At 74.3% G+C, this 20,548-nt stretch carries 16 protein-coding genes and 3 pseudogenes; 9 read left to right on the forward strand and 10 right to left on the reverse strand.

What is annotated here, in order from left to right; all coding sequences use genetic code 11:
* The first annotated feature begins 31 nt into the window (after positions 1–31).
* Positions 32–2,725: a LuxR C-terminal-related transcriptional regulator gene (locus tag MF408_RS07015; RefSeq protein ID WP_240250800.1), complete on the forward strand. Its 2,694-nt coding sequence runs from the start codon at positions 32–34 to the stop codon at positions 2,723–2,725.
* Between the two features lie 321 nt (positions 2,726–3,046).
* Positions 3,047–3,751, forward strand: coding sequence for an HAD family hydrolase (locus tag MF408_RS07020; RefSeq protein WP_240250801.1), 705 nt, complete (start codon positions 3,047–3,049; stop codon positions 3,749–3,751).
* A gap of 27 nt (positions 3,752–3,778) precedes the next feature.
* Here the strand turns inward: MF408_RS07020 and proC are convergent, their stop codons facing one another.
* From proC to MF408_RS07060, 7 genes are all read right to left on the reverse strand, one after another.
* Positions 3,779–4,576 carry a pyrroline-5-carboxylate reductase gene (proC, locus tag MF408_RS07025; RefSeq protein WP_240250802.1) on the reverse strand — a complete coding sequence of 266 codons (798 nt, stop codon included), beginning with the start codon at positions 4,574–4,576 and terminating at the stop codon, positions 3,779–3,781.
* 18 nt (positions 4,577–4,594) lie between these two features.
* Positions 4,595–5,560 carry a proline dehydrogenase family protein gene (locus MF408_RS07030; RefSeq protein ID WP_240250803.1) on the reverse strand — a complete coding sequence of 322 codons (966 nt, stop codon included), beginning with the start codon at positions 5,558–5,560 and terminating at the stop codon, positions 4,595–4,597.
* A 57-nt stretch (positions 5,561–5,617) separates the two neighbouring features.
* Positions 5,618–6,355 carry an ABC transporter permease gene (locus MF408_RS07035; protein WP_240250804.1) on the reverse strand — a complete coding sequence of 246 codons (738 nt, stop codon included), beginning with the start codon at positions 6,353–6,355 and terminating at the stop codon, positions 5,618–5,620.
* Positions 6,352–7,068: an ABC transporter ATP-binding protein gene (locus tag MF408_RS07040; RefSeq protein ID WP_240250805.1), complete on the reverse strand. Its 717-nt coding sequence runs from the start codon at positions 7,066–7,068 to the stop codon at positions 6,352–6,354. Before MF408_RS07040 ends, MF408_RS07035 begins: the two co-directional genes overlap by 4 nt.
* A 164-nt stretch (positions 7,069–7,232) precedes the next feature.
* Positions 7,233–7,862 (reverse strand): TetR family transcriptional regulator, encoded by a 630-nt coding sequence (locus tag MF408_RS25110; protein WP_275693370.1) that lies wholly within the window; start codon positions 7,860–7,862, stop codon positions 7,233–7,235.
* A 22-nt stretch (positions 7,863–7,884) separates the two neighbouring features.
* Positions 7,885–8,421, reverse strand: a complete 537-nt coding sequence (locus MF408_RS07055; protein ID WP_345893865.1) for a sugar phosphate isomerase/epimerase — start codon at positions 8,419–8,421, stop codon at positions 7,885–7,887.
* A gap of 342 nt (positions 8,422–8,763) precedes the next feature.
* Positions 8,764–9,702, reverse strand: a complete 939-nt coding sequence (locus tag MF408_RS07060; RefSeq protein ID WP_240250806.1) for a Ppx/GppA phosphatase family protein — start codon at positions 9,700–9,702, stop codon at positions 8,764–8,766.
* A gap of 272 nt (positions 9,703–9,974) precedes the next feature.
* On the opposite strand from MF408_RS07060, the gene MF408_RS07065 reads away from it, so the two are divergent.
* The 4 genes from MF408_RS07065 (at position 9,975) to MF408_RS07080 (ending at position 12,064) form a co-directional block, all read left to right on the forward strand.
* Positions 9,975–10,523, forward strand: a complete 549-nt coding sequence (locus tag MF408_RS07065; protein WP_345893866.1) for a hypothetical protein — start codon at positions 9,975–9,977, stop codon at positions 10,521–10,523.
* A 186-nt stretch (positions 10,524–10,709) separates the two neighbouring features.
* Complete coding sequence (locus tag MF408_RS07070) at positions 10,710–11,348, forward strand: VOC family protein (protein ID WP_240250807.1); 639 nt, start codon at positions 10,710–10,712, stop codon at positions 11,346–11,348.
* 121 nt (positions 11,349–11,469) lie between these two features.
* Positions 11,470–11,865, forward strand: a complete 396-nt coding sequence (locus tag MF408_RS07075; RefSeq protein ID WP_240250808.1) for a class I SAM-dependent methyltransferase — start codon at positions 11,470–11,472, stop codon at positions 11,863–11,865.
* A 1-nt stretch (position 11,866) separates the two neighbouring features.
* Complete coding sequence (locus tag MF408_RS07080) at positions 11,867–12,064, forward strand: hypothetical protein (RefSeq protein ID WP_240250809.1); 198 nt, start codon at positions 11,867–11,869, stop codon at positions 12,062–12,064.
* A 150-nt stretch (positions 12,065–12,214) separates the two neighbouring features.
* Here MF408_RS07080 and MF408_RS07085 read toward each other — a convergent pair whose 3' ends face one another.
* On the reverse strand, positions 12,215–13,324 hold the full coding sequence (locus tag MF408_RS07085) for a LacI family DNA-binding transcriptional regulator (protein WP_240250810.1): 1,110 nt from the start codon (positions 13,322–13,324) through the stop codon (positions 12,215–12,217).
* A gap of 119 nt (positions 13,325–13,443) precedes the next feature.
* On the opposite strand from MF408_RS07085, the pseudogene radA reads away from it, so the two are divergent.
* Positions 13,444–14,860 (forward strand): annotated as a pseudogene (gene radA / locus MF408_RS07090) (DNA repair protein RadA).
* 124 nt (positions 14,861–14,984) lie between these two features.
* Positions 14,985–16,065: pseudogene (gene disA, locus MF408_RS07095) on the forward strand (DNA integrity scanning diadenylate cyclase DisA).
* Between the two features lie 3 nt (positions 16,066–16,068).
* Here the strand turns inward: disA and MF408_RS07100 are convergent.
* The gene (locus MF408_RS07100; RefSeq protein WP_240250811.1) at positions 16,069–16,947 is read right to left on the reverse strand and encodes a hypothetical protein; all 879 of its coding nucleotides are present in this window, start codon (positions 16,945–16,947) and stop codon (positions 16,069–16,071) included.
* Positions 16,948–17,026: 79 nt separating this feature from the next.
* Here MF408_RS07100 and MF408_RS07105 point away from each other — a divergent pair.
* A pseudogene (locus MF408_RS07105) lies at positions 17,027–17,927 on the forward strand (A/G-specific adenine glycosylase).
* An 87-nt stretch (positions 17,928–18,014) separates the two neighbouring features.
* On the opposite strand, the gene MF408_RS07110 reads toward MF408_RS07105, so the two are convergent.
* The gene (locus MF408_RS07110) at positions 18,015–20,546 is read right to left on the reverse strand and encodes a protein-arginine deiminase domain-containing protein (RefSeq protein WP_240250812.1); all 2,532 of its coding nucleotides are present in this window, start codon (positions 20,544–20,546) and stop codon (positions 18,015–18,017) included.
* Between the last annotated feature and the right edge of the window lie 2 nt (positions 20,547–20,548).

Below are 20,548 nucleotides of genomic sequence, written 5' to 3' on the forward strand. Positions count from 1 at the left end.
TGCCGCTCCTGACGGACCGGAGGAGGTGACGGTGGGGGGCCACCCGGCGCAACCCGAGGGCGATCGACCCGACCCCGGGCCGACCGACCCGGCCGACCGGCCGCACCGCCGGATCCGCCGAGCACCACGGCTTCCCTCGGTCGTCATCGAGCGGCCGCGGCTGCTCACCCGGCTCGACACCGGGTCGCCGCTCACGCTGGTGCGGGCGCCGGTCGGCTTCGGCAAGACCACGCTCCTCACCCAGTGGGCCCGACGTCTGGACCCGGCCGCAGTCACCGCGGTCTGGTTCCGCGTGCGACGGGGCGCCGCCGACCCGGCCGCGTTCTGGGCAGGCCTGCTCGAGGTCCTGGCCGACGCCGGGCTCGCGGTCCCGCCCCGCAGGTCGTGGCCGACCGGCTCCTACGACCTGGCCGGCCTCGTCGAGCGGGCCCTGCTTGCCGCCCACCGCCCGGTCGTGCTCGTCGTCGACGGCTTCGACCGGGCCGGTGACGCCGAGGTCGAGCTCACCCTGGTCGACATCGTGCGGCACGTGCCCGACCTCCGGCTCGTCGTCACCTTCCGCGACCACCGCTCGTTCACGGCCCCGAGGCACCTCGACGTCGACACGGCCGTGGTGACGGCGCGGGACCTCCGGTTCACCGTGGACGAGACGGCGGAGCTGCTGGCTGTCGCGGGCCGGGCCCCGTCATCGGTGCTGGCGTCGACGCTGGCGTCGACGCTGCACGGCGCGACGGCCGGGTGGCCGGAGGTGACCCGCGCCGCCGTGCTGCGGCTCCAGGACGACCCCACTGCCGATCCCGCGGTCGTGCCGGCCGTGGTCGACCGGGTCGCGAGCGACTACCTCGAGCACCGGTTGGTGCCGCAGACCCGCGGCGCCCGAGGGACCGACCTCGCCCTCGTCACCTCCGTCGCCGACGGGTTCACCGAGGAGCTCGCGGCGGTGCTCACCGGCGGCGACGACGTCAAGCCCGACATCGAGGCGCTCGTGGCCGACGGGCTGCTCCTCGCCGAGCGTGTCGACGGCGACTGGGTCTACCGCTGGCCGACGCATGCCCGGGCAGCGCTGGAGCGCGAGCTGGCGCGCACCTCGCCCGAGCGGGTGCCCGGGCTGCACACACGCCTCGCGCAGTGGCACCTGGAGAACGCGGAGCCGGCCGCCGCGCTGCACCACGCCCGGCGCTCCGGGGACGCTGCCCTCGTCGTCCGCGTGATCGAGGAGGCGTGGCTGACGTTGGCGATCCAGCATCCCGACGACCTCCACCGGGCGTTCGTCGAGACGCCGCTCGAACCGATCGCCGCCAGCAGCCGCGCCCTGGCGGCGCGCGACATCTACATCGGCCTCCCCGACGGCTACCTGCCCGAGATCGCGCGGCTCCCCGCGCGCGAGGACGAGCTGACCGCTCTCGCCGTGCGGTCCGATGGTGCGGAGATCGTCGACAGCGGCCTCGCCGTGCTGGTCGCGCTGCGGCGACGGGGCGCGCTGGCGGCGGCGACGGCGTACGGCGACCGGCTGGTGCGGCTGGCCGCCGCGGCGCGCGCCGCGCACCCGGCGCGGGTGGTGCCGCTGCACCCGTCGGTGCGGGTGCAGGTCGGCATGGCCGAGCTGCTCGTCGGTGACCTGCCGGCAGCGCAGGAGTCGCTGCGGGAGGCCCACGCCCTCAGCGGGGACGACCCGTTCGGGTACGTCGAGGCGACCGCCGCGGCCCATCTCGCCCTCTCCCACGCGAGCGTCGGGGACCTGCGGCAGAGCGCGACCTGGCTCGAGCGCTACGACGCCGCGCCCGACCCGCCGCGGTCGACGGCGCCGGTCGTCCGGGCCACGGTGGCGGCGGCGCGGCTGTTCGACGCTCTCGACCGGCTGGACCTCGACCGGGCTCAGGAGTGCGAGCGCGTGCTCGCCGGACGGACAGGGCGCGAGGAGACCTGGCCGTTCCTGACCGCGGCACTGTGCTCGCTCGCCCTCCACACCGGGACCGCCCAGGACGCGGTCGTGGAGCTGCGCCGGCAGCGCGAGGCCCGTGGCGAGCTGACCGCAAGCGGTTCCTTCGCCGGCGCCAGCCTCGCCGCGGTGGAGGTCTCCCTCCTGCTGGCGCTCGGCCGCGGGAACTCCGCCCGCGCCGTGCTCGAGGGGCCGTTCCGCGACCACCCGCTCTTGCGGGCCGGGCGGGCCCGGCTGGCCCTGATGGCCGGCGACGCCGCCGAGGCGCTGCGGATCGCCACCGACATCGGGTGGGAGGAGTCGGCGATCCCGCGGCACCGGCTGGAGGTCCTGCTGCTGCGGGCGGTCGCGGCCCACCGCCAGGGCGAGCAGGCGCACGCCAGGGAGGCGCTGCGCCGGGCGGTCGCGACCGGTCGCGCCACCGGCTCCGTCCGGGCGTTCACCACGGTGCCGCGGGCGGACCTCCTCGACCTGGCCCGCCACGACGAGGACGCACGGGACTTCGTCAGCCAGGAGCCGCTCGCCTCCGCACCGGACCTGTTCCCCGGGTCGGTGTCGCTGGTCGAGCTCACCCCGCGGGAGCGCCAGGTGCTCGCCGGCCTGGCCGCCGGCCTCACCACCCAGCAGGTCGCCGACCGGTCGGTCGTGTCCTACAACACCGTGCGGACCCAGCAGCGCAGCCTCTACCGCAAGCTCGGCACCAGCGACCGCGCCGACGCGATCGCCCGCGCCCGCGCCCTCGGCCTCCTCCCCGCCCGACGCGTAGCTCTCCGCTGTGGCCCGTGATGTTGATTCGGGTGTCGTGGTGGGTCGAATCGGGCCTCGTGGTTGCTCGAATCGGCCCTCGTGGTGGGTTGAATCGGCCCTCGTGGTGGGTCAAATCGGGCCTCGTGGTTGCTCGAATCGGCCCTCGTGGTGGGTTGAATCGGGCCTCGTGGTCGGTTCATTCGTACGTCGTGGCGACGGCCGGCACCACGACGTACGACTCGACGCACCACGACACCCGACTCGAGCAACCACGACACCCGACTCGACACACCACGACACCCGATTCGACGCACCACGACACCCGATTCGACCGTCGGTGGCGGCTGCGAGGATGGGTCCGTGACGGGGACGGGGTGGCGCGCGAGCAAGCTGACCGGCGTGCTGTTCGACCTCGACGACACGCTCGTCGACCACCGGGGCGCCGTCGACCGGGGGCTCCGGGTGTGGCTCGGCGGGCTGGGGCTCGACGGGTCGCTGGAGGAGCACGTCGAGCGGTGGTTCGCGTTGGAGACCCACCACTACGAGCGGTGGCAGCGCCGTGAGATCGGCTTCCGCGAGCAGCGGCGCGCCCGGATCCGCGCGTTCCTCCCCCACTGCGACCTGCGCGACGACGCCGTCGCCGACGACGTGTTCGCCGGCTTCCTCGCCTGCTACCGCGCGGCGTGGTCGGCGTTCGCCGACGCCGGCCGCGCGCTCGCCGGAGCGCTGGAGGCCGGCCTCCGGGTCGGCATCCTCACCAACGGCGACCAGGTCGCGCAGGAGGACAAGCTGCGGCGCACCGGGCTCGCGACGTACGGCGTCCCGGTGTTCGCGTCCTCCTCGCTTCCGGCGGCGAAGCCCGACCCGCGCGCCTTCCACCGCGCCTGCGCTGCCCTCGGTGTCGAACCCGCGGGCGCGGTGATGGTCGGCGACTCCCTGCGCCACGACGTGCGGGGCGCCCGTGCCGCCGGGCTCGAGGGTGTGCTGGTCGACCGGCTCGGCCGCTACGACCGGCGCCCGGCCGGCGTCACCCGGGTCCGGTCGCTCGCCGACCTCGCCTGGTAGGCCACCCCCGGCCGTCCCCGCGCCCGATCAGCTCCCGAGCGCCCGCGACCGGTCGCGGGCGGCCTCGAGCGCGGCGAGGAACGCCGCCCGCACCCGGTGGACCTCCAGCTCGCGGACTGCGGCGGCGGTCGTGCCGCCGGGGGAGGTGACCTGCTCCCGGAGCACGGTCGGGTGCTCCTTGGTCTCCTTCAGCATCTGCGCCGACCCGACCAGCGTCTGCAGCACCAGGTCGTGCGCGGTGACCCGGGGCAGGCCGAGGTGCACGGCGGCCTCGATCATCGACTCCACGACGAAGAAGATGTACGCCGGGCCCGACCCGCTGACGGCGGTGACCGCGTCCTGCTGCTTCTCCGGGACCCGCACCACCTTGCCGACCGACGCCATCAGGTCCTCGGCCTCGGCCAGGTGGGCCTCGTCGCAGTGGGAGCCGGCCGAGATCGCCGACATGCCCTCGTCGACCAGCGCCGGCGTGTTGGGCATGACCCGCACCACCGCCACCCCGTCGGGCACCCGCGACTCGATGAAGCCGGTGGTGATGCCGGCCGCGAGCGAGACGACCAGCTGGCCCGGCCGGAGCACCCCGGAGATCTCGTCGAGGAGCTCGGCCATGTCCTGCGGCTTCACGACGAGGGCGACGGTGTCGGCCTTGGCGGCCGCGTCGACGTTGGACACCACGGCGACGCCGTACCGCTCCTCGAGCTCGGCGGCGCGCGCCTCGCGCTTCTCGCCGACGAGGAGCTGGTCGACCCTGCGGCCGGCGCGGACCAGCCCCGAGAGCAGGGTCTCGCCCATCACGCCCGCGCCGATGACGGCGGTCTGCTTCATCCTGCTGCCCTGTCCTGCCTAGCTCTTCTTCACCAACGACGTCAGGAAGAATGACAGGTTGCGGGGCCGCTCGGCGAGCCTTCTCATGAGGTAGCCGTACCACTCGGTGCCGTAGGGGATGTAGACCCGCACCGACTCCCCCGCGGCCGCGAGCCGGCGCTGCTCGGCCGGGCGGATGCCGTAGAGCATCTGGAACTCGTAGGTGCCCTGCGGCCGGCCGTAGCGGCTCGCGAGCGCCGACGCGATCTCGACCAATCGCGGGTCGTGGGTGGCGATCATCGGGTAGCTGTGCCCGTGGGCGGTGCCGCTGGCGAGGAGCAGCTTGAGGCAGCGCACGTAGGCCCGGTCGACCTCGTCCGGGTCGGTGAACGCCACCTCGCCCGGCTCGTCGTACGCGCCTTTGCACAGCCGCACCCGCGACCCCTCGTAGGCCAGCTCGCGGCAGTCGTCCTCGGTGCGGCGGAGGTAGGACTGGAGGACGGCGCCGGTCTCGGGGAAGTCCTTGCGCAGCTCGCGCACGACCGCGAGCGTCGCGTCGGTGGTGGTGTGGTCCTCCATGTCGATGGTCACGGTGGTGCCGGCGTTGCGGGCGGCCCGGCAGATCGCCCGGGCGTGCTCGAGGGCGATCTTGCGGCCACCGCCCGGCACCGCCTCCTCGTCGAGGGCGAGGCCGATCGCGGTGAGCTTCACGCTGACCTCGGCGCGGCCGGCGAGGCCACGGGCGGCGATCTGGCGGAGCAGGTCGAGGTAGGCCTCGACGGTGGCCTCGGCCTGCGCCAGGTCGGTGGTGTCCTCGCCGAGGTGGTCGAGCGTGACGTCGATGCCGTCGGCTGCCAGCGCGGCCGCCGCGTCGAGCGCCTCCTCCGCCGTCTCGCCCGGCACGTAGGACCGCACCACCGCGGCGGAGACGGGGAGCGTCGTGATCGTCCGCTTCACGGCGCCGCTCCGCGACAGGAGCAGCAGCGCGTCACGCAGGGGTCGCATGGGGCCACGGTACGACGGCCGCGGGCGGGTCCCCGCACCCGCTGCGGCCGCCACGCCTCACGCGCTCCGGCGGCGCAGGGTGGCCGCCCCGAGCGCCAGCCCGGCGACGGCGTACCCGGCCACGACGGCGAGGTCGCCCCACACCTCGGCGGTCGACGTCGAGCGGGTGAGGTGCTGCATGGCGTCGACGGCGTACGACAGCGGCAGCACGTCGCTGACCGCCTCGAGCACGTCCGGGAGCGCCGACCGGGGCACGAACAGGCCGCACAGCAGGATCTGCGGGATCACCAGCGCCGGCATGAACTGGACGGCCTGGAACTCGGTGCGAGCGAACGCGCTGACGAACAGCCCGAGCGCGCTCCCGAGCACGGCGTCGGCGACCGCGACCACGGTGAGCAGCCACACCGGGCCCGCGATGGTCAGGTCGAGCAGGCCGACGCTGAGGGCGACGGCGGCCGCCGACTGGACGGCCGCGACGACGCCGAACGCGACCGCGTAGCCGAGGAGGAAGTCGAGCTTGCCCATCGGCATCGCCAGCAGCCGCTCCAGGGTGCCGCCCGACCGCTCCCGCAGCGTCGTCACGCTCGTCACCAGGAACATCACGATGAAGGGGAACATCGCGAGCAGACCGGGTCCCAACCGGTCGAAGTTGTCGCCGGGCAGGTCGTCGAACATCCACCACAGCAGGCTGATCAGCAGGCACGGCAGCACGAGCATGATCGCGAGCGTGCGGTGGTCGCGCCGCAGCTGGGTGAGCACGCGCGCGGCGATGGCGGCGGTGGTGCGGGGGGTCATGCCGCCCGCCCCCGGACGATGGCGAGGAACGCCCGCTCGATGTCCGGCGCACCGGCCTGCTCGGCGATCTCCCGGGGTGTGCCGGCGGCGATGAAGACCCCCTCGCGCATCAGCAGCAGCCGGTCGCAGCGCTCCGCCTCGTCCATGACGTGGCTGGAGACGAGGACGGCCGCACCCTCGTCGGCGAGACGGTGGAACGTCGCCCACAGGTCCTCGCGGAGCACCGGGTCGAGGCCGACGGTGGGCTCGTCGAGCACGAGCAGGCCGGGGCTCCCGAGCAGCGCGACGGCGAGGCTGGCCCGCGACCGCTGCCCCCCGCTGAGGCTGCCCACCACCTGGTCCGCCTGGTCTCCGAGGTCGACGACCTCGACGCACCGGTCGGCCTCGGCCCGGTCGACGCCGAGCACCCGGGCGAAGAACGCGAGGTTCTCCCGGACGGTGAGGTCGTCGTAGACGCTCGGCGCCTGGGTGACGTAGCCGACCCTGTCGCGCAGCGTGCGGGAGCCGGCGGGCTGGCCGAGCACCGTCACCGAGCCGAGGACGCCGGCCTGCACGCCGACCAGGACCCGCATCAGCGTCGACTTCCCGCAGCCCGACGGGCCGAGCAGGCCGGTCACCCGGCCCGCCTCGACGGTGAGGTCCAGGCCGTGCAGGACCTCGCGCCCGCCGCGCTCGACGACCAGGGCGGTGGCTTCGACGGCATTTTTCATCATGTGGTGAATTATGCGGCGGGCGCCGGGATGGATCAAGGGGTTGCGGGCGCAGGTTCATCAAGGGATGTCGACGAACCGGCGCCTCCCACGGTGGGTACGCCGTGGGGGAGCGCGGGTTCGGCTGCATACCTTGGGAAACCTGCGCCGGGAGGGGCCTGCGCGACCTACCCGAGCGGCCCGGACAGGTAGCGCTGGACCGCCGGTGCGTACGCCGCGACCAGGGCGTCGACGTCGAGCGACGCGAGCGGCTCGAGGCGCACGACGTAGCGCAGCACGATCAGGCCGAGCACCTGGCTGGCCACCAGCGACATCCGCAGCTGCGGCCGGTCGACGCCGATCGCCTCGCCGAGGGGCAGCAGGACGACGCGGACGAACCCGTCGCGGAACAGCTGCTCGCCGCCGGGCTCCATGACCCGTCGCACCATCGCGAGCAGCGCGGGCCGGGCGCCGGGGTCGTCCCACACCGACAGGACCCCGCGGAGCAGCAGCTCGCCCGCTCCGTCGGGCCGCCCGGCGGAGGGACCGACGACCCGCTCGGCGATCACGACCCGCGGGTCGACCGGCAGCTCGAGGGCGGCGACGAACAGGTCGTCCTTCGAACCGAAGTAGTGGTGCACCAGCGCCGCGTCGACGCCGGCGTCGGCCGCGACGGCGCGGATCGTCGTACCGCCGAAGCCCGCGGACCCGAACCGCTCGCGCGCCGCGGCGAGGATCGCGGCCCGGGTGTCGGGTCGTCCGGGCCGGCGGCCACGGCGGCCGTTGCCACTCCCGGTCAGCCCTGTCGCTCCCGTCATCCCGTCACCCCGGCCGCTCCCGTCACGACCCGGCGACGGCGTCGCGCGTCCGCGCGGACAGGTGCTCGCGGGCGAACTCCAGCGACTCGCGCAGGTCCGCCTCCCGCTCCTCCCGCGTCGTGCAGCGCCGGGTGTTGATCTCCAGCACCACCTCACCGGTGAAGCCGGTGTCGACGAGGTGGTGCAGGAGCTCCGCCGCTCCCGCCGACCCGCGACCCGGCACCAGGTGCTCGTCCTTGGCCGACCCCGACCCGTCGGTGAGGTGGATGTGGCGCAGCCGCGGCCCGAGGCGCTCGGCCATCGCGACCGGGTCGTCCTGCGCGATCGCGGCGTGGGAGAGGTCGATCACGGTGTTGGCGTACGGCTCATCCGACGGGTCGCGGCCCGGCAGGTACATCTCGAGCCGCCGGCGGGTGGAGGCACGCCAGGGATACATGTTCTCGACGGCGAACGCGATGCCGGTCGACTCCTCGAGCGCCGCGATGCCGTCGACGAAGTCGCGCGCGTAGTCGCGCTGCCAGCGGAACGGCGGGTGCACCACCACGACCTCCGCACCCACCGCGGCCGCCATCTCGGCCGACCGCTCGAGCTTGCCCCCACGGCTCCAGCCCCCAGACCCGCTGGGTGAAGAGCAGGCAGGGCGCGTGGATGGCGCTGATCGGCACCTCGTGGTGCTCCATCAGCTGCTTGACGGCGGTCGTCTGCTGCGACAGCGCGTCGATGCCGACCATCACCTCCACCGCTTCGTAGCCGAGCGAGGCCGCCCAGCTGAAGGCGTGGGCGGTCGACTCCGGGTAGACCGACGACGTCGAGAGGCCGATCCTCGGCCGAGGGGGCGGCTGGGCCCGCTGGTCGGGCTGGGCCGGCTGGTCGGGCTGGTCGGAGCGAGGAGCGTCCACGGTCAGGCCTCGTCCGCGGTGCCGAGCTGGTCGATGCGCTCGAGGATCACACCCTCCCGCAGCGCCCAGGGGCAGATCTCCAGCGCGGGCAGGTCGAAGATGTCCATGCACGCCTCGGCCACGAGCGCGCCGGGCACGATCTGGTGCGTGCGGCTCGGCGAGACGCCGGGCAGCTCGGCCAGCTCCTCCTGCGTCATCGCGGCCAGCTTGGGGATCCACGCCCGGAGGTCGGCCAGCGCCAGCGACCGCGGCACCAGCGGCCCCTGGTCGGCGGGCGCGGCGCCGCAGATGCGCGCGAGCGACCGGAACGTCTTGGAGGTCGCGGCGGCGCGGTGCGTCGTACCGGCCCGCAGCACCTGGCCGGCGTCCTTGGCGATCGCCGCGCGGATCGTGCGGCGGATCGTGCGGAGCGCGTCGTCGTCGACCGGCTCCGAGAAGTACGTCGCCGCCAGCCGCGCCGCGCCCAACGGCAGCGACTGCGCGACGGTGGGGTGCTCGTCGGTGCCGGCGGCGATCTCGAGCGACCCGCCTCCGATGTCGAACACCGTCATCCGGCCGGCCGACCACCCGAACCAGCGCCGCACCGCGAGGAACGTCAGCCGGGCCTCGTCCTCGCCGGGCAGCACCTCGATCCGCACACCGGTGCGGTCGTGCACGTGGTCGAGCACGGCGTCGGAGTTGTCGGCGTCGCGCACCGCCGAGGTCGCGAACGACAGCAGCTCCTCGCAGCCCTTCTCCTCCGCCACCACGAGCGCGTCCGCCGTGAACGCCGTCAGGGCGTCGATCCCGTGCCGGCTCACGCCGCCGCCGCCGTCGAGGTGCTCCGCGAGACGCAGCGGCTGCTTGAAGGAGTACGCCGGGAGCGGCGCGGCGCCGCGGTGCGCGTCGACGACGAGCAGGTGTCCGGTGTTCGAACCGATGTCGAGCACGCCCAGGCGCATGCGTCCACCGTATCGCCAGGTGCCTGGCCCGCCGCGGACGGCGAGTACGTTGGAGCACGTGCCCGAGGTCTCCCTGGACTTCCCCCGCGCCTTCGTGGAGTTCGTCAACCCCGACGACGAGACCGAGGTGATGCGCTGCGACCTCACCTGGCTGACGTCGGGCTACACCTGCATCTTCGGCCGCGGCTGCCGCGGCATCTACGCCGACTCCCCCGACACCGGCTGCTGCACCCTGGGGGGCGCACTTCAGCGACGCCGACGACGAGCAGCGGGTGGCGGCGTACGTCGGCCAGCTGACGCCCGACCTGTGGCAGCTGCACCCCGGCCGCCGGGTGCGGAAGCGGGACTGGATCGAGACCGACGAGGACGGCGAGCGGAAGACCAAGGCCGTCGAGGTGGCGGGGCAGCGCGGCTGCGTCTTCCACAACCGCCCCGACTTCCACGCCGGCGCCGGCTGCGCGCTCCACGGGCTGGCGCTGCAGCAGGGACGCAACCCGCTCGAGACCAAGCCCGACGTGTGCTGGCAGCTGCCGATCCGCCGCACCTACCGCACCGTCGAGCGCCAGGACGGCTCGTCCTACACCGAGGTCACCATCACCGAGTACGACCGCCGCGGCTGGGGCCCCGGCGGCCACGACCTCGACTGGTACTGCTCCGGCAACACCGAGGCCCACGTCGCCGTCGAGCCGCTCTACGTCACCAGCGCCCCCGAGCTCGTGGCCCTCATGGGCCAGGCGGCGTACGACGAGCTGGTGCGCCACTGCGAGGCCCACCTGCGCAGCCGGTCGGCGCTGGCGCTGCATCCGGCGGACCGGGGGTAGGACACGTGAGGTTTCCCCGGCCGACCGGGGAAACCTCAACATGTCGGGCAAAGCAATGCCGGACAAGTGGAGGTTTTGCCCGTCACGTCGCGTCCAGCGGCGGCGAACCGCCCCCTGACCCTCTCGACGTCAAGAGACCAGCACCCCGCCGACACGTGGCGGTGACCACAGGCCGAGAATGTCGACATGCGCCTGGACCACCTCTCCTACGCCGCTGGACCGGACGGCCTCGAAAGCACGGCAGCCCGCCTGGGCGCTGCGCTCGGGCGCGAGTTCGTCGACGGGGGTGTCCACCCGCGGTTCGGCACCCGCAACATGGTCCTGCCGCTCGCCGACCGCACCTACCTCGAGGTGGTCGAGGTCCTCGACCACCCGGCGTCCGACAAGGCGCCGTTCGGCCAGGCCGTCCGCGCGCGGTCGGCGCTCGGGGGCGGCTGGCTCGGCTGGGTGGTCTGCGTCAAGGACATCACCGTCTACGAGGAGCGGCTCGGCCGCGCAGCCGTCGTCGGCAGCCGGCACCGGCCCGACGGCACCGAGCTGCGCTGGAAGCAGATCGGCGTCAACGGCCTGATCTCCGACCCGCAGCTGCCGTTCTTCGTGCAGTGGGAGATCAGTGACAGCCTGCACCCGTCGGCCGGCGCCGACGGGTCGATCTCGCTCGCCGGGGTCGAGATCGCGGGCGACCCGCAGCGGGTCAGCGAGTGGCTCGGCGAGCCGGTCGAGGCGCCGCTGGAGGACGTCAAGGTCGAGTGGGTGGCGCCGCACGGCACCCCCGGCATCCTCGCCGCCCAGGTGCAGACGCCGGACGGCATCGTCCGGATCTGAGGCCGCGCTGAGCGGCCGGCCGGCCCGGGGCGCGATCCCGAGCCCCAACATCTGGAAGCACACCGCCACCTACGAGATCGAGAACCGCGCCGCCGACCCCGACGCGCGGCTCTGGGCCGCGATGGAGCAGCGCACCTCGTGGCGCGACCGCACCGTGCTCGACCTCGGCTGCGGCACCGGCTTCCACCTGCCGCGGTTTGCCGAAGCCGCCGCCCGCGTCGTCGGGGTCGAACCGCACCCGGCGCTGCAGCGCTTGGCCGGACGGCGTACCCGGCGGCTCCCGAACGTCTCCGTGCTGCTCGGCACCGCCCAGGAGGTGCCGCTGCCGGACTCCTCCGTCGACGTGGTCCACGCCCGCTGGGCCTACTTCTTCGGCCCCGGCTGTGAGCCCGGACTCGCCGAGCTGGAGCGGGTGGTACGTCGGGGCGGGACCGCGCTGGTGATCGACAACGACGGGTCCCGCTCGACGTTCGGCGCCTGGTTCCGCCGCGGCTACCCCCCACCTCGACCCCCCTGAGGTGATCGAGCGGTTCTGGGCGCAGCGTGGCTGGACGCGCACGCAGGTCGACATGGGGTGGCGCTTCGAGAGCCGCGCCGACCTCGAGGCGGTGGTGCGGATCGAGCTCCCACCCGCGGTCGCCGAGCAGGTCCTGCGCCACCACGAGGGCCTCGAGGTCGACTACGCGGTCAACCTCTGGTCCCGGACCTTCGACTGACCTCGGCCCGCCGGCCCGTCGAATCGGGTGTCGTGGCCCGTCGAATCGGGTGTCGTGGCGGGCCCCGTCACCACGAGGCCGGACTCGACCGACCACGAGGCCGGATTCAACCCACCACGAGGCCCGATTCAACCCACCACGAGGCCCGATTCAACGTGAGGCGGTGGAGCCGCGGACGGCGAGGGTGGGGCGGAGCAGGACCCCGCGGCCGTCGTGGGGCTCGCGCGCGAGCAGCGCCTCGAGCACCCGGACCAGCTCGACGGCGACCTGCTCGAGGGGCTGGCGCACCGAGGTGAGGCCGGGAGGCACGACCTGGGCGACCTGGGAGTCGTCGAAGCCGACCACCCCGACGTCGCGGCCGGCGCGCAGCCCGCGCTCGTCGAGGGCGTGGAGCACGCCGACCGCCAGCGTGTCCGAGGCGCAGACGTACGCCGTCGGGCCGGCCGTGTCGAGCAGGCGCGCGGCCGCCTCCCGTCCGCCGGCGACGGTGTCGTCGACCCGGGCGTCGAGGCCGTCGACGTCGAGCCCGCGGCCGGTCATCGTCCGCACCCACCCGGAGCGCCGGTCCTCACCGAGGTGGGAGCCGGCCGCCCAGCCGATCCACGCGATCCGCTCGTGGCCGAGCCCGAGCAGGTGCTCGGTGGCGAGCGCGACCCCGGCGGCGCCGTCGACGTCGACCCAGGGGTGGGTGGCGGTCGGGTCGTCCCACGGCCGGCCGAACGCGACGAACGGCGCCCGGCGGGCGGCGAGCCACCGGGCCTGCGGGTTGCCGAGGTAGGTGTCGGTGACGACGAACGCATCGACCGCCGTCGACCGGAGCAGGTCGTCGTAGCCGGCCACCAGGTCCGCGGCAGCCGTCGCTCCCGGCCCGTCGGGCCCTCCGGAGAAGAGCAGCAGGTGGTAGCCCGCCTCCCGCGACGCCTCGACCAGGGCGTGCACGAACCGGTCCATGGCGGCGTTGGCGGTGTACTCCTGCGCGGCCGCCGGCATCCGCAGCCCGATCAGGCGAGAGGTGCGGGTCCGCAGGTGCCGCGCGGCGCGGTTGGGCAGGTAACCCAGCTCCTCGATCGCCTGCTGCACGCGGGCGAGGGTGTCGGGACGCAGCAGGTCGGGGTTGTTGATCGCGTTGGAGACGGTCTGCCGCGACACCCCGGCGATCTCGGCCACGTCGGCGAGCGTCGGCGGCAGCGTCGGTGGCGGCGTGGGCGGTGCCGTCGGTGGTGCCGTCGGTGGCAGGGACGGCGCGTCGTGCTCTGCCACCCACCACCTCCTCTGATCGACCGGCCGGACGCCGGCCCGACCTGCTCGTCGGCAACCTGTCGCAGCCGCCTGGAGTGTCGAGGATACGACTGTCGGAGGGGTCACCTAGCGTCTCGGTCATGGCCTCCACCCGATCCGCCCGCGCCGCGGCGCCGCGTCCGTCGTTCCGGTGCTCCGAGTGCGGCTGGACGACGGCGAAGTGGGTCGGCCGCTGCGGCGAGTGCCAGGCGTGGGGCTCGGTCGCCGAGGCGCAGGCGACCGCTCCCTCCGGGCGCACGCAGGCGGCCCCGGTGACCACGCGCGCGGTGCCGATCGGCGCCGTGCCCGCCGACGCCGCGGTCCACCACTCCTCGGGCGTGCCCGAGCTCGACCGGGTGCTCGGCGGTGGCCTGGTGCCGGGAGCGGCGGTGCTGCTCGCGGGCGAGCCGGGCGTCGGCAAGTCCACCCCTGCTGCTCGAGGTGGCGGCGCGCACGGCCGAGCGCGGCCAGCGCACGCTCTACGTCACGGGCGAGGAGTCCGCCGCCCAGGTGCGGATGCGCGCCGACCGCACCGACGCGGTCCACGACGAGCTGTTCCTCGCCGCCGAGACCGACCTCGGCGCGCTGCTCACCCACGTCGAGGACGTCCGGCCCCGGCTGCTGGTGGTCGACTCGGTGCAGACGATCGGCGCGTCCGGTGTCGACGGCGTGCCGGGCGGCGTCACCCAGGTCAAGGAGGTCGCCGCCGCGCTGGTGCGGGTGGCCAAGACCCGCGACATCACCGTGGTGCTCGTCGGCCACGTCACCAAGGACGGCTCGATCGCCGGTCCCCGCGTGCTGGAGCACCTCGTCGACGTCGTGCTCCACTTCGAGGGCGAGCGCAACTCCCGCTTCCGGATGGTGCGGGCGGTGAAGAACCGGTTCGGCCCGGTCGACGAGGTCGGCTGCTTCGACCTCGGCTCCGAGGGCATCACCGCGGTCCACGACCCGACCGGCATCTTCGTCGAGCGGCACCACGGGCGGGTCGCCGGCACCTGCGTGGCGGTCACGATGGAGGGCCGCCGCCCGCTGCTCGCGGAGGTGCAGTCGCTGGTCGCGAAGTCGCCGCAGGACCGACCACGCCGTACGACGTCCGGTGTCGACTCGTCGCGGCTGGCCATGGTGTTGGCGGTGCTCCAGCAGCACGTCGGGATCCAGCTCCACCAGCAGGACGTGTTCGCCTCGACCGTCGGCGGCGCGAAGGTGACCGAGCCCGCCGCCGACCTGGCGCTCGCCATCTCGCTGGTGTCGTCGCACTACCTCTCGCCGACGCCCGCCGGCGTGGTGGCGATCGGCGAGATCGGGTTGTCCGGCGAGCTCCGGCGGGTCCGGGACGTGCAGCAGCGGGTGGCGGAGGCCGCCCGGCTCGGGTTCAAGATGGCGCTCGTGCCGGCCGAGTCCAGCGGCCCACGGCCGCCCCGGTCGGTCGACGGGATGCGGGTCGTGGAAGCCCCCGACGTCGCCAGCGCCGTCCGCCTGCTGCAGCTCGACCGGCCGCTGCGGGTCGTCGACGCCTGACGGGCCGCCTGAGGGGTCGCCCGACGAGTCACATCGAGAGTGGTGGCCGGCGGCCGGGTCCGGTCTAAGGTACGTGCGACGACCCTGACCGCCCGACGGGTCGGTCCGGCTGGGAGGAGACCCTGTGGTGACGGAGCGGCCCGGCGACCCGCAGCTGCGGGAGACGCTGGCCTCGATCGCGCCCGGCACCGCCCTGCGCGACGGCCTCGAGCGGATCCTCCGCGGCCGCACGGGCGCCCTCATCGTGCTCGGCCGCGACCGCACGGTCGACGAGATCTCGACGGGCGGCTTCGAGCTCGACGTCCCGTTCACCGCCACCGGCCTGCGCGAGCTGGCGAAGATGGACGGCGCGATCATCCTCGACGGCGACGTCACCCGGATCATCCGCGCGGCCGTCCACCTGATGCCCGACCACTCGATCCCGTCGGAGGAGACCGGCACCCGGCACCGCACGGCCGACCGGGTCGCGCGGCAGACCGGCTTCCCCGTCATCTCGGTCTCGCAGTCGATGCAGATCATCGCGGCGTACGTCGGCGAGACCCGCCACGTCCTCGAGGACTCCGGGCAGATCCTCTCCCGCGCCAACCAGGCGCTGGCGACGCTCGAGCGCTACAAGCTGCGGCTCGACGAGGTCTCGTCGACGCTGTCCGCCCTCGAGATCGAGGACCTGGTCACGGTGCGCGACGTCGCCGTCGTGGCGCAGCGGCTCGAAATGGTTACCCGGATCGCCCGCGAGATCGAGGACTACGTCCTCGAGCTCGGCACCGACGGCCGGCTGCTCGCGCTGCAGCTCGAGGAGCTGGTGACCGGCGTCGACATCGAGCGCGAGCTGGTGATCCGCGACTACGTGCCGTCGCGCCGGCGCAGCCGCGACCCCAACGAGCTGCTGGCCAAGCTGGAGGGACTCTCGGCGACGGAGCTGGTCGACCCCGCCTCGGTCGCGCGGGTGCTGGGCATCGGCGCCGGCGAGCACCTCGACGGCGCGGTCGCCCCCCGCGGCTACCGGCTGCTCACCAAGGTGCCCCCGCCTCCCCGCGGGCGTCGTCGAGGGCCTGGTCGACCACTTCGGCACGCTGCAGAAGCTGTTGTCGGCCGGCATCGACGACTTGCAGGCGGTCGAGGGGGTCGGCGAGCTGCGCGCGCGCAGCGTCCGCGAGGGCCTCTCCCGCCTCGCCGAGTCGACGATCCTCGAGCGCTACGTCTGATCGTCAGCGCGTCGGCTGGTCGTCGCCGCCGTCGCCCTGCGCGTCCTCGGACCGCCACTCCCGCTCGTCCCGGTCGCCGCGCCGGTCGCCGCGCTGGTCCCGGTCCCCCCGCTGGTCCCGGTCGCCGCGCCGGTCGCCGCGCTCGTCCTGGTCGCGCTTCCCGTCCCCCTCCGGCGGCACCGTCACCGTCTCCGGCGTCGGCCGCACCAGGTCGAACGTCGACTCCGACGGCTCCCCGCCCAGGGCCGCGGCGGCGATGGTGAAGTCGCCCCAGCGCACCCAGTCGCGGCGCTTGGTGCAGCCGTCGTCGGACTCGCGGGCGTCCCAGCCCATCTCGAGTACGGTCGCGACGACGCGGCGTACGACGACCGACTCGTCGGGCACCGCGTCGGGGCACTCGCGCGAGGTCCAGACCTCGCGGCTGCCGTCGGTGATCTTGACGGTGACCTTGTCGGGACCGACCCGGAAGTAGCAGGCCTCCGCCTGGATCGTCTGGAGGTTGAGGCCGATGGTGACCTGGTCGCCAGCCTCGGCGGTGGCGACCTCCGGGGTCACCCGCACGTCGGCGGGGTCGCAGTTGCCGTCGGGCTCGGCGAGCACGCCGGGGTCGTAGGTGGGCCCCTGCGTGGGTCCGAGGCCGTTGCGGGTCTTGCGCCCCTTGCGGCCCTTGGCCTTGCGGTCCTCCGAAGGCGCGACGGTGATCGTGGCCGAGGGCTGCACCTCGCCGGCGGCCTGCCGGGCAGCGGGAGCGTCCGACCCGTCGCTGCCGCCGCCGAGCCAGCTGCCGAGCACGAGCACCAGGCTGGCGGCGAGCCTGAGCACGAACAGCCGGCGTCGCCAGTAGACGCCCGCCGGCAGCGGGCCTCGCGTCAGCTGCGGCATGGATCCGGACGTTATCCGTCCATCGCCCGGGTTGGGCGGAGGCGCACCGGGGACGCACCGGGAACGGGTGTGGGCGACAATGACGGCGATGTCCGCCACCGCCCTCGCCGCCCCGCAGCGGCTGGTCGCACCCGTCCTGGAGTGGTACGACGAGCACGCCCGCGACCTTCCCTGGCGACACCCGTCGGCGTCGGCGTGGTCGGTGCTGGTCTCCGAGCTGATGCTGCAGCAGACGCCGGTGTCGCGGGTGCTGCGGGTGCACGAGGCGTGGCTCGACCGCTGGCCCACGCCGGCGGCGCTGGCCGCGGAGCCGAGCGGCGAGGCGGTGCGGGCGTGGGGTCGGTTGGGCTACCCCCGCCGGGCGCTGCGGCTGCACGCCGCGGCACAGGCGATCGTCGCCGAGCACGGCGGCGAGGTGCCGGCCGACCACGACGCGCTCCGCGCGCTCCCCGGCGTCGGTGACTACACCGCCGCGGCGGTCGCGGCGTTCGCCTTCCGGCAGCGCCAGGTGGTCCTCGACACCAACGTCCGTCGGGTGCTGGCTCGCACGGTCGGCGGGGGCGGAGCTGCCACCCCGGTCGGTGACGAAGGCGGAGCGGGAGGTCGCGGCGGCCCTGCTGCCGGAGGACCCGCCGACGGCGGCGACCTGGTCGGTCGCGGTCATGGAGCTCGGCGCCCTGGTCTGCCGCGCCGACCGGCCCCGCTGCGGCGACTGCCCGGTCGCCGACCTCTGCGCGTGGCGCGCGGCCGGCCGGCCGGCGTACGACGGCCCGCCCCGCCCCGTGCAGACCTACGCCGGCACCGACCGCCAGGTGCGCGGCCGGCTGCTCGCGGTGCTCCGGGACGCTCCCGGCTCGGTGCCGCGGGACCGCCTCGACGCCGTCTGGGACGACCCCGTGCAGCGGGAGCGCTGCCTCGACTCGCTGCTCGTGGACGGGCTCGTCGTCCGGACCGGCGACGGTCGCTACGCGCTGCCCTGACCGGTGCCGAAGCGCGCCGCCGCGGGCGAGACGCAGCCGCCCGCCCCTGCCGGGAGCGGCAGGAGCGGGCGGCCGTGCTCGACGAGCTCAGCGCCGCCGGGTCACCGGCGCACCTTGCCCACCGCGACCGTGGTCCGCAGCGGCGTGTAGCCGGGCTTGCGAGCCGTGATCACCACCTTCACCGACATGCCCGCCCACTGCTTCCGCAGCTTCAGCCGCTGCTTCGTGGCACCGGCCACCAGCCGGCCGTCGACGTACCAGCGGTAGCCGATCGTCGCCGCCCTCGGCGCGACCGAGCCGGGCCGGGCGGTGAGCGTCCGGCCCACCTTCACCACCCCGCGCACGGAGGGGACGCCGGCTCTGCGTGAACGTCCGCGGCACCGCCCCGACCGTCGTGACGGTGGTCAGGGACGCGTAGCCCTCCTTGCTGCTGACGATCGTGACCGAGATCTTCTGGCCCGCCCACGCCTTCTTGAGCGTGAGCCGCGGCGCGGTGGCGCCGCGGATCGCGGTCGCGCCGCGGTACCACTGGAACGAGACCGCGTCCGGCGAGGGGCTGAGGGCACCCGGGTGGACGGTCAGCCTGCGCCCGGCCTGGAGCACGCCGGAGACGGTGGGCTCGGAGATCGTGACGAACTCCTCCGCGCCCGGCCCGGCGGACGGCTCGCCCTCCGACCACCACGCGTCGCCGTAGGTCGTGTCCCGCAGCGTGTTGGTGACGCAGTGGATCTGGCCGCTCCGGCTGGTGTAGAAGTAGTCCTCCGCCCACTGGATCTCGGTCCCGATCTCCGCGAACCGGCCCTCGATCTCGGCCTGGAACAGGTCCTGGCCGTCGACCGCCGGCACGTGCTGCTTGGGGATGAACACCACGTCGTGACCGGTGCCGATCAGGTTGGCGGCGTTGGGGATCAGCACGCCCACCCGGCCGTAGCCGTTGTCGCGGTAGAGCACCGGGACCCGGATGATGTCGTCCTCGGTGAGCCCGACCTCCTCCTGGAGGACCCGCAGCCCGCGGTTGACGCCGGCGTGGCCGATCCTCACGCCGCTGAGGACCCGCTCGTCGCTGACCGCCTCGGCCACGGTCATGGTCGGCGGGTTCGAGCCCTCCGGCGGGACCAGCCCGTACGGCGTGTAGAGCTGCTCGCCGCCACGACCGGCGTCGACGAGCTCCTGCAGCATGTCGAGCGCGAGCCTGGGGTCGGCGGCGACGAGCGCCCAGCCGCGGTCGGTGTCGGCGGGGACCACCGAGATGAACTCGTCGATGTGTCCCACGCTGAGCCAGCTGGTGTCGAGCGTGATCGGGTCCTGGAAGCCCTGCAGCGCCAGCATCTCGTTGAAGGCAGGGTCGGCGGTGTACTCCGTGCCCGGCACGGCGCCGAGGACCTTCCGGCCGAGCGGGTAGTACTCGCCGTCGTGCTCGTACGCCGGGATGGTGCCGTAGTTGCCGGTGGAGCCGCGGCTGTCATAGCTCATCCCGGGAATGGTCGGCGGAACGTACGCCGGGTCGAAGTGCTGCACGCCGGCGACGTCGGGTCCCCGCAGCTCGGTGAAGACGACGCGACCGGTCTGCCGGAACGGGTTCGTGCCGGCGTTGTCGCGGCCGTCGCGCACCGGCGCCCGGACGAACACCCGCATCTGCTGCTCGCCGTCCGGTGACGGGATCGACATCAGGCCGGGCTCCATGACGTCCTGGGTCCAGATGTCGGTGCCGTTGCCGCCGCCGCGCGCGCCCTGGAGGCTGGGCAGCCGCACCAGCTCGACGTCGGCTCCGATCCGTTCCAGGCCGGCCAGGAAGTCGGTCGCGAGCGCCTCGGCGTTGCGCTGGGAGCGCACCAGCGACGCGGACGGCTCGGGGAGCTCGGCGCCCTCGTAGACCGACGTCTGGTTGTCGGCCATGTAGAGCTTCTCCATCGGCATCCGGTCGGTGGCGAACAGCAGCGGGGCGACCCGCATCTCCACCTGGTCGGTGCCGACCTGCGTGCTGCCGCTGCGGTGCACCACGCGCAGGATGACCGTGCCGTCCCAGGACTCGTCGCGGATGATGTCGCGGCCCTCGATGCCGAGCTCGACGCCCTGGCCGATCAGGTCGCCCGGCAGCGCGCCGTTCGCGGGCAGCGGCGCCCAGTCCGTCGCCGACGTACCGTCGCCGCGCTTGACGAAGACGTTGACCTTCGCAGCGCCCACGCCGCGGAGCTCGACCCGGACCGAGCTCACCTCGGCGGTGTCGACGGGCAGCACCCGGACACGGGCGAGGTCCAAGGTGTCGCTGTCCCCGTTGACCACCCGGTCGGCGGCGTCGTTGCACGCCGCCAGCTGGACGTCGCTGAGCTGGCTGCCATCGGCCGCGACGGTCGGGCACCGGCCGGTGTCGTCGTCGAGGTTCGCGAGGAAGAAGGCGCCGAGGTCCTTCGTCCACGACCGACGGCCGTCGGCATCGGCCGCGGTGACCACGCCGTCGCGGTCGGTGTCCGCCAGGACCAGCGTCGCCGGTTCGGGAGCTCCGCTGGCGGGTGCGGCCGACACCGCGCCCAGCGCGCCGGCCGCCAGGACCGACCCGGCGAGCAGCGCGAAGCCGGCGCCGCGCGCCCGGCCGCGCAGCTGGGGAGATCGTCTGTACATGG

This window comes from Nocardioides sp. TF02-7 (assembly GCF_022437945.1).
GTDB lineage: Bacteria > Actinomycetota > Actinomycetes > Propionibacteriales > Nocardioidaceae > Nocardioides.

Coding starts and splice junctions, on each gene's coding strand:
- proC (WP_240250802.1), bottom strand. CDS start 4,576: ATGAAGCAGACCGCCGTCATCGGCGCGGGCGTGATGGGCGAGACCCTG.
- MF408_RS07030 (WP_240250803.1), bottom strand. CDS start 5,560: ATGCGACCCCTGCGTGACGCGCTGCTGCTCCTGTCGCGGAGCGGCGCC.
- MF408_RS07035 (WP_240250804.1), bottom strand. CDS start 6,355: ATGACCCCCCGCACCACCGCCGCCATCGCCGCGCGCGTGCTCACCCAG.
- MF408_RS07040 (WP_240250805.1), bottom strand. CDS start 7,068: ATGATGAAAAATGCCGTCGAAGCCACCGCCCTGGTCGTCGAGCGCGGC.
- MF408_RS25110 (WP_275693370.1), bottom strand. CDS start 7,862: ATGACGGGAGCGACAGGGCTGACCGGGAGTGGCAACGGCCGCCGTGGC.
- MF408_RS07060 (WP_240250806.1), bottom strand. CDS start 9,702: ATGCGCCTGGGCGTGCTCGACATCGGTTCGAACACCGGACACCTGCTC.
- MF408_RS07070 (WP_240250807.1), top strand. CDS start 10,710: ATGCGCCTGGACCACCTCTCCTACGCCGCTGGACCGGACGGCCTCGAA.
- MF408_RS07075 (WP_240250808.1), top strand. CDS start 11,470: ATGGAGCAGCGCACCTCGTGGCGCGACCGCACCGTGCTCGACCTCGGC.
- MF408_RS07100 (WP_240250811.1), bottom strand. CDS start 16,947: ATGCCGCAGCTGACGCGAGGCCCGCTGCCGGCGGGCGTCTACTGGCGA.
- MF408_RS07110 (WP_240250812.1), bottom strand. CDS start 20,546: ATGTACAGACGATCTCCCCAGCTGCGCGGCCGGGCGCGCGGCGCCGGC.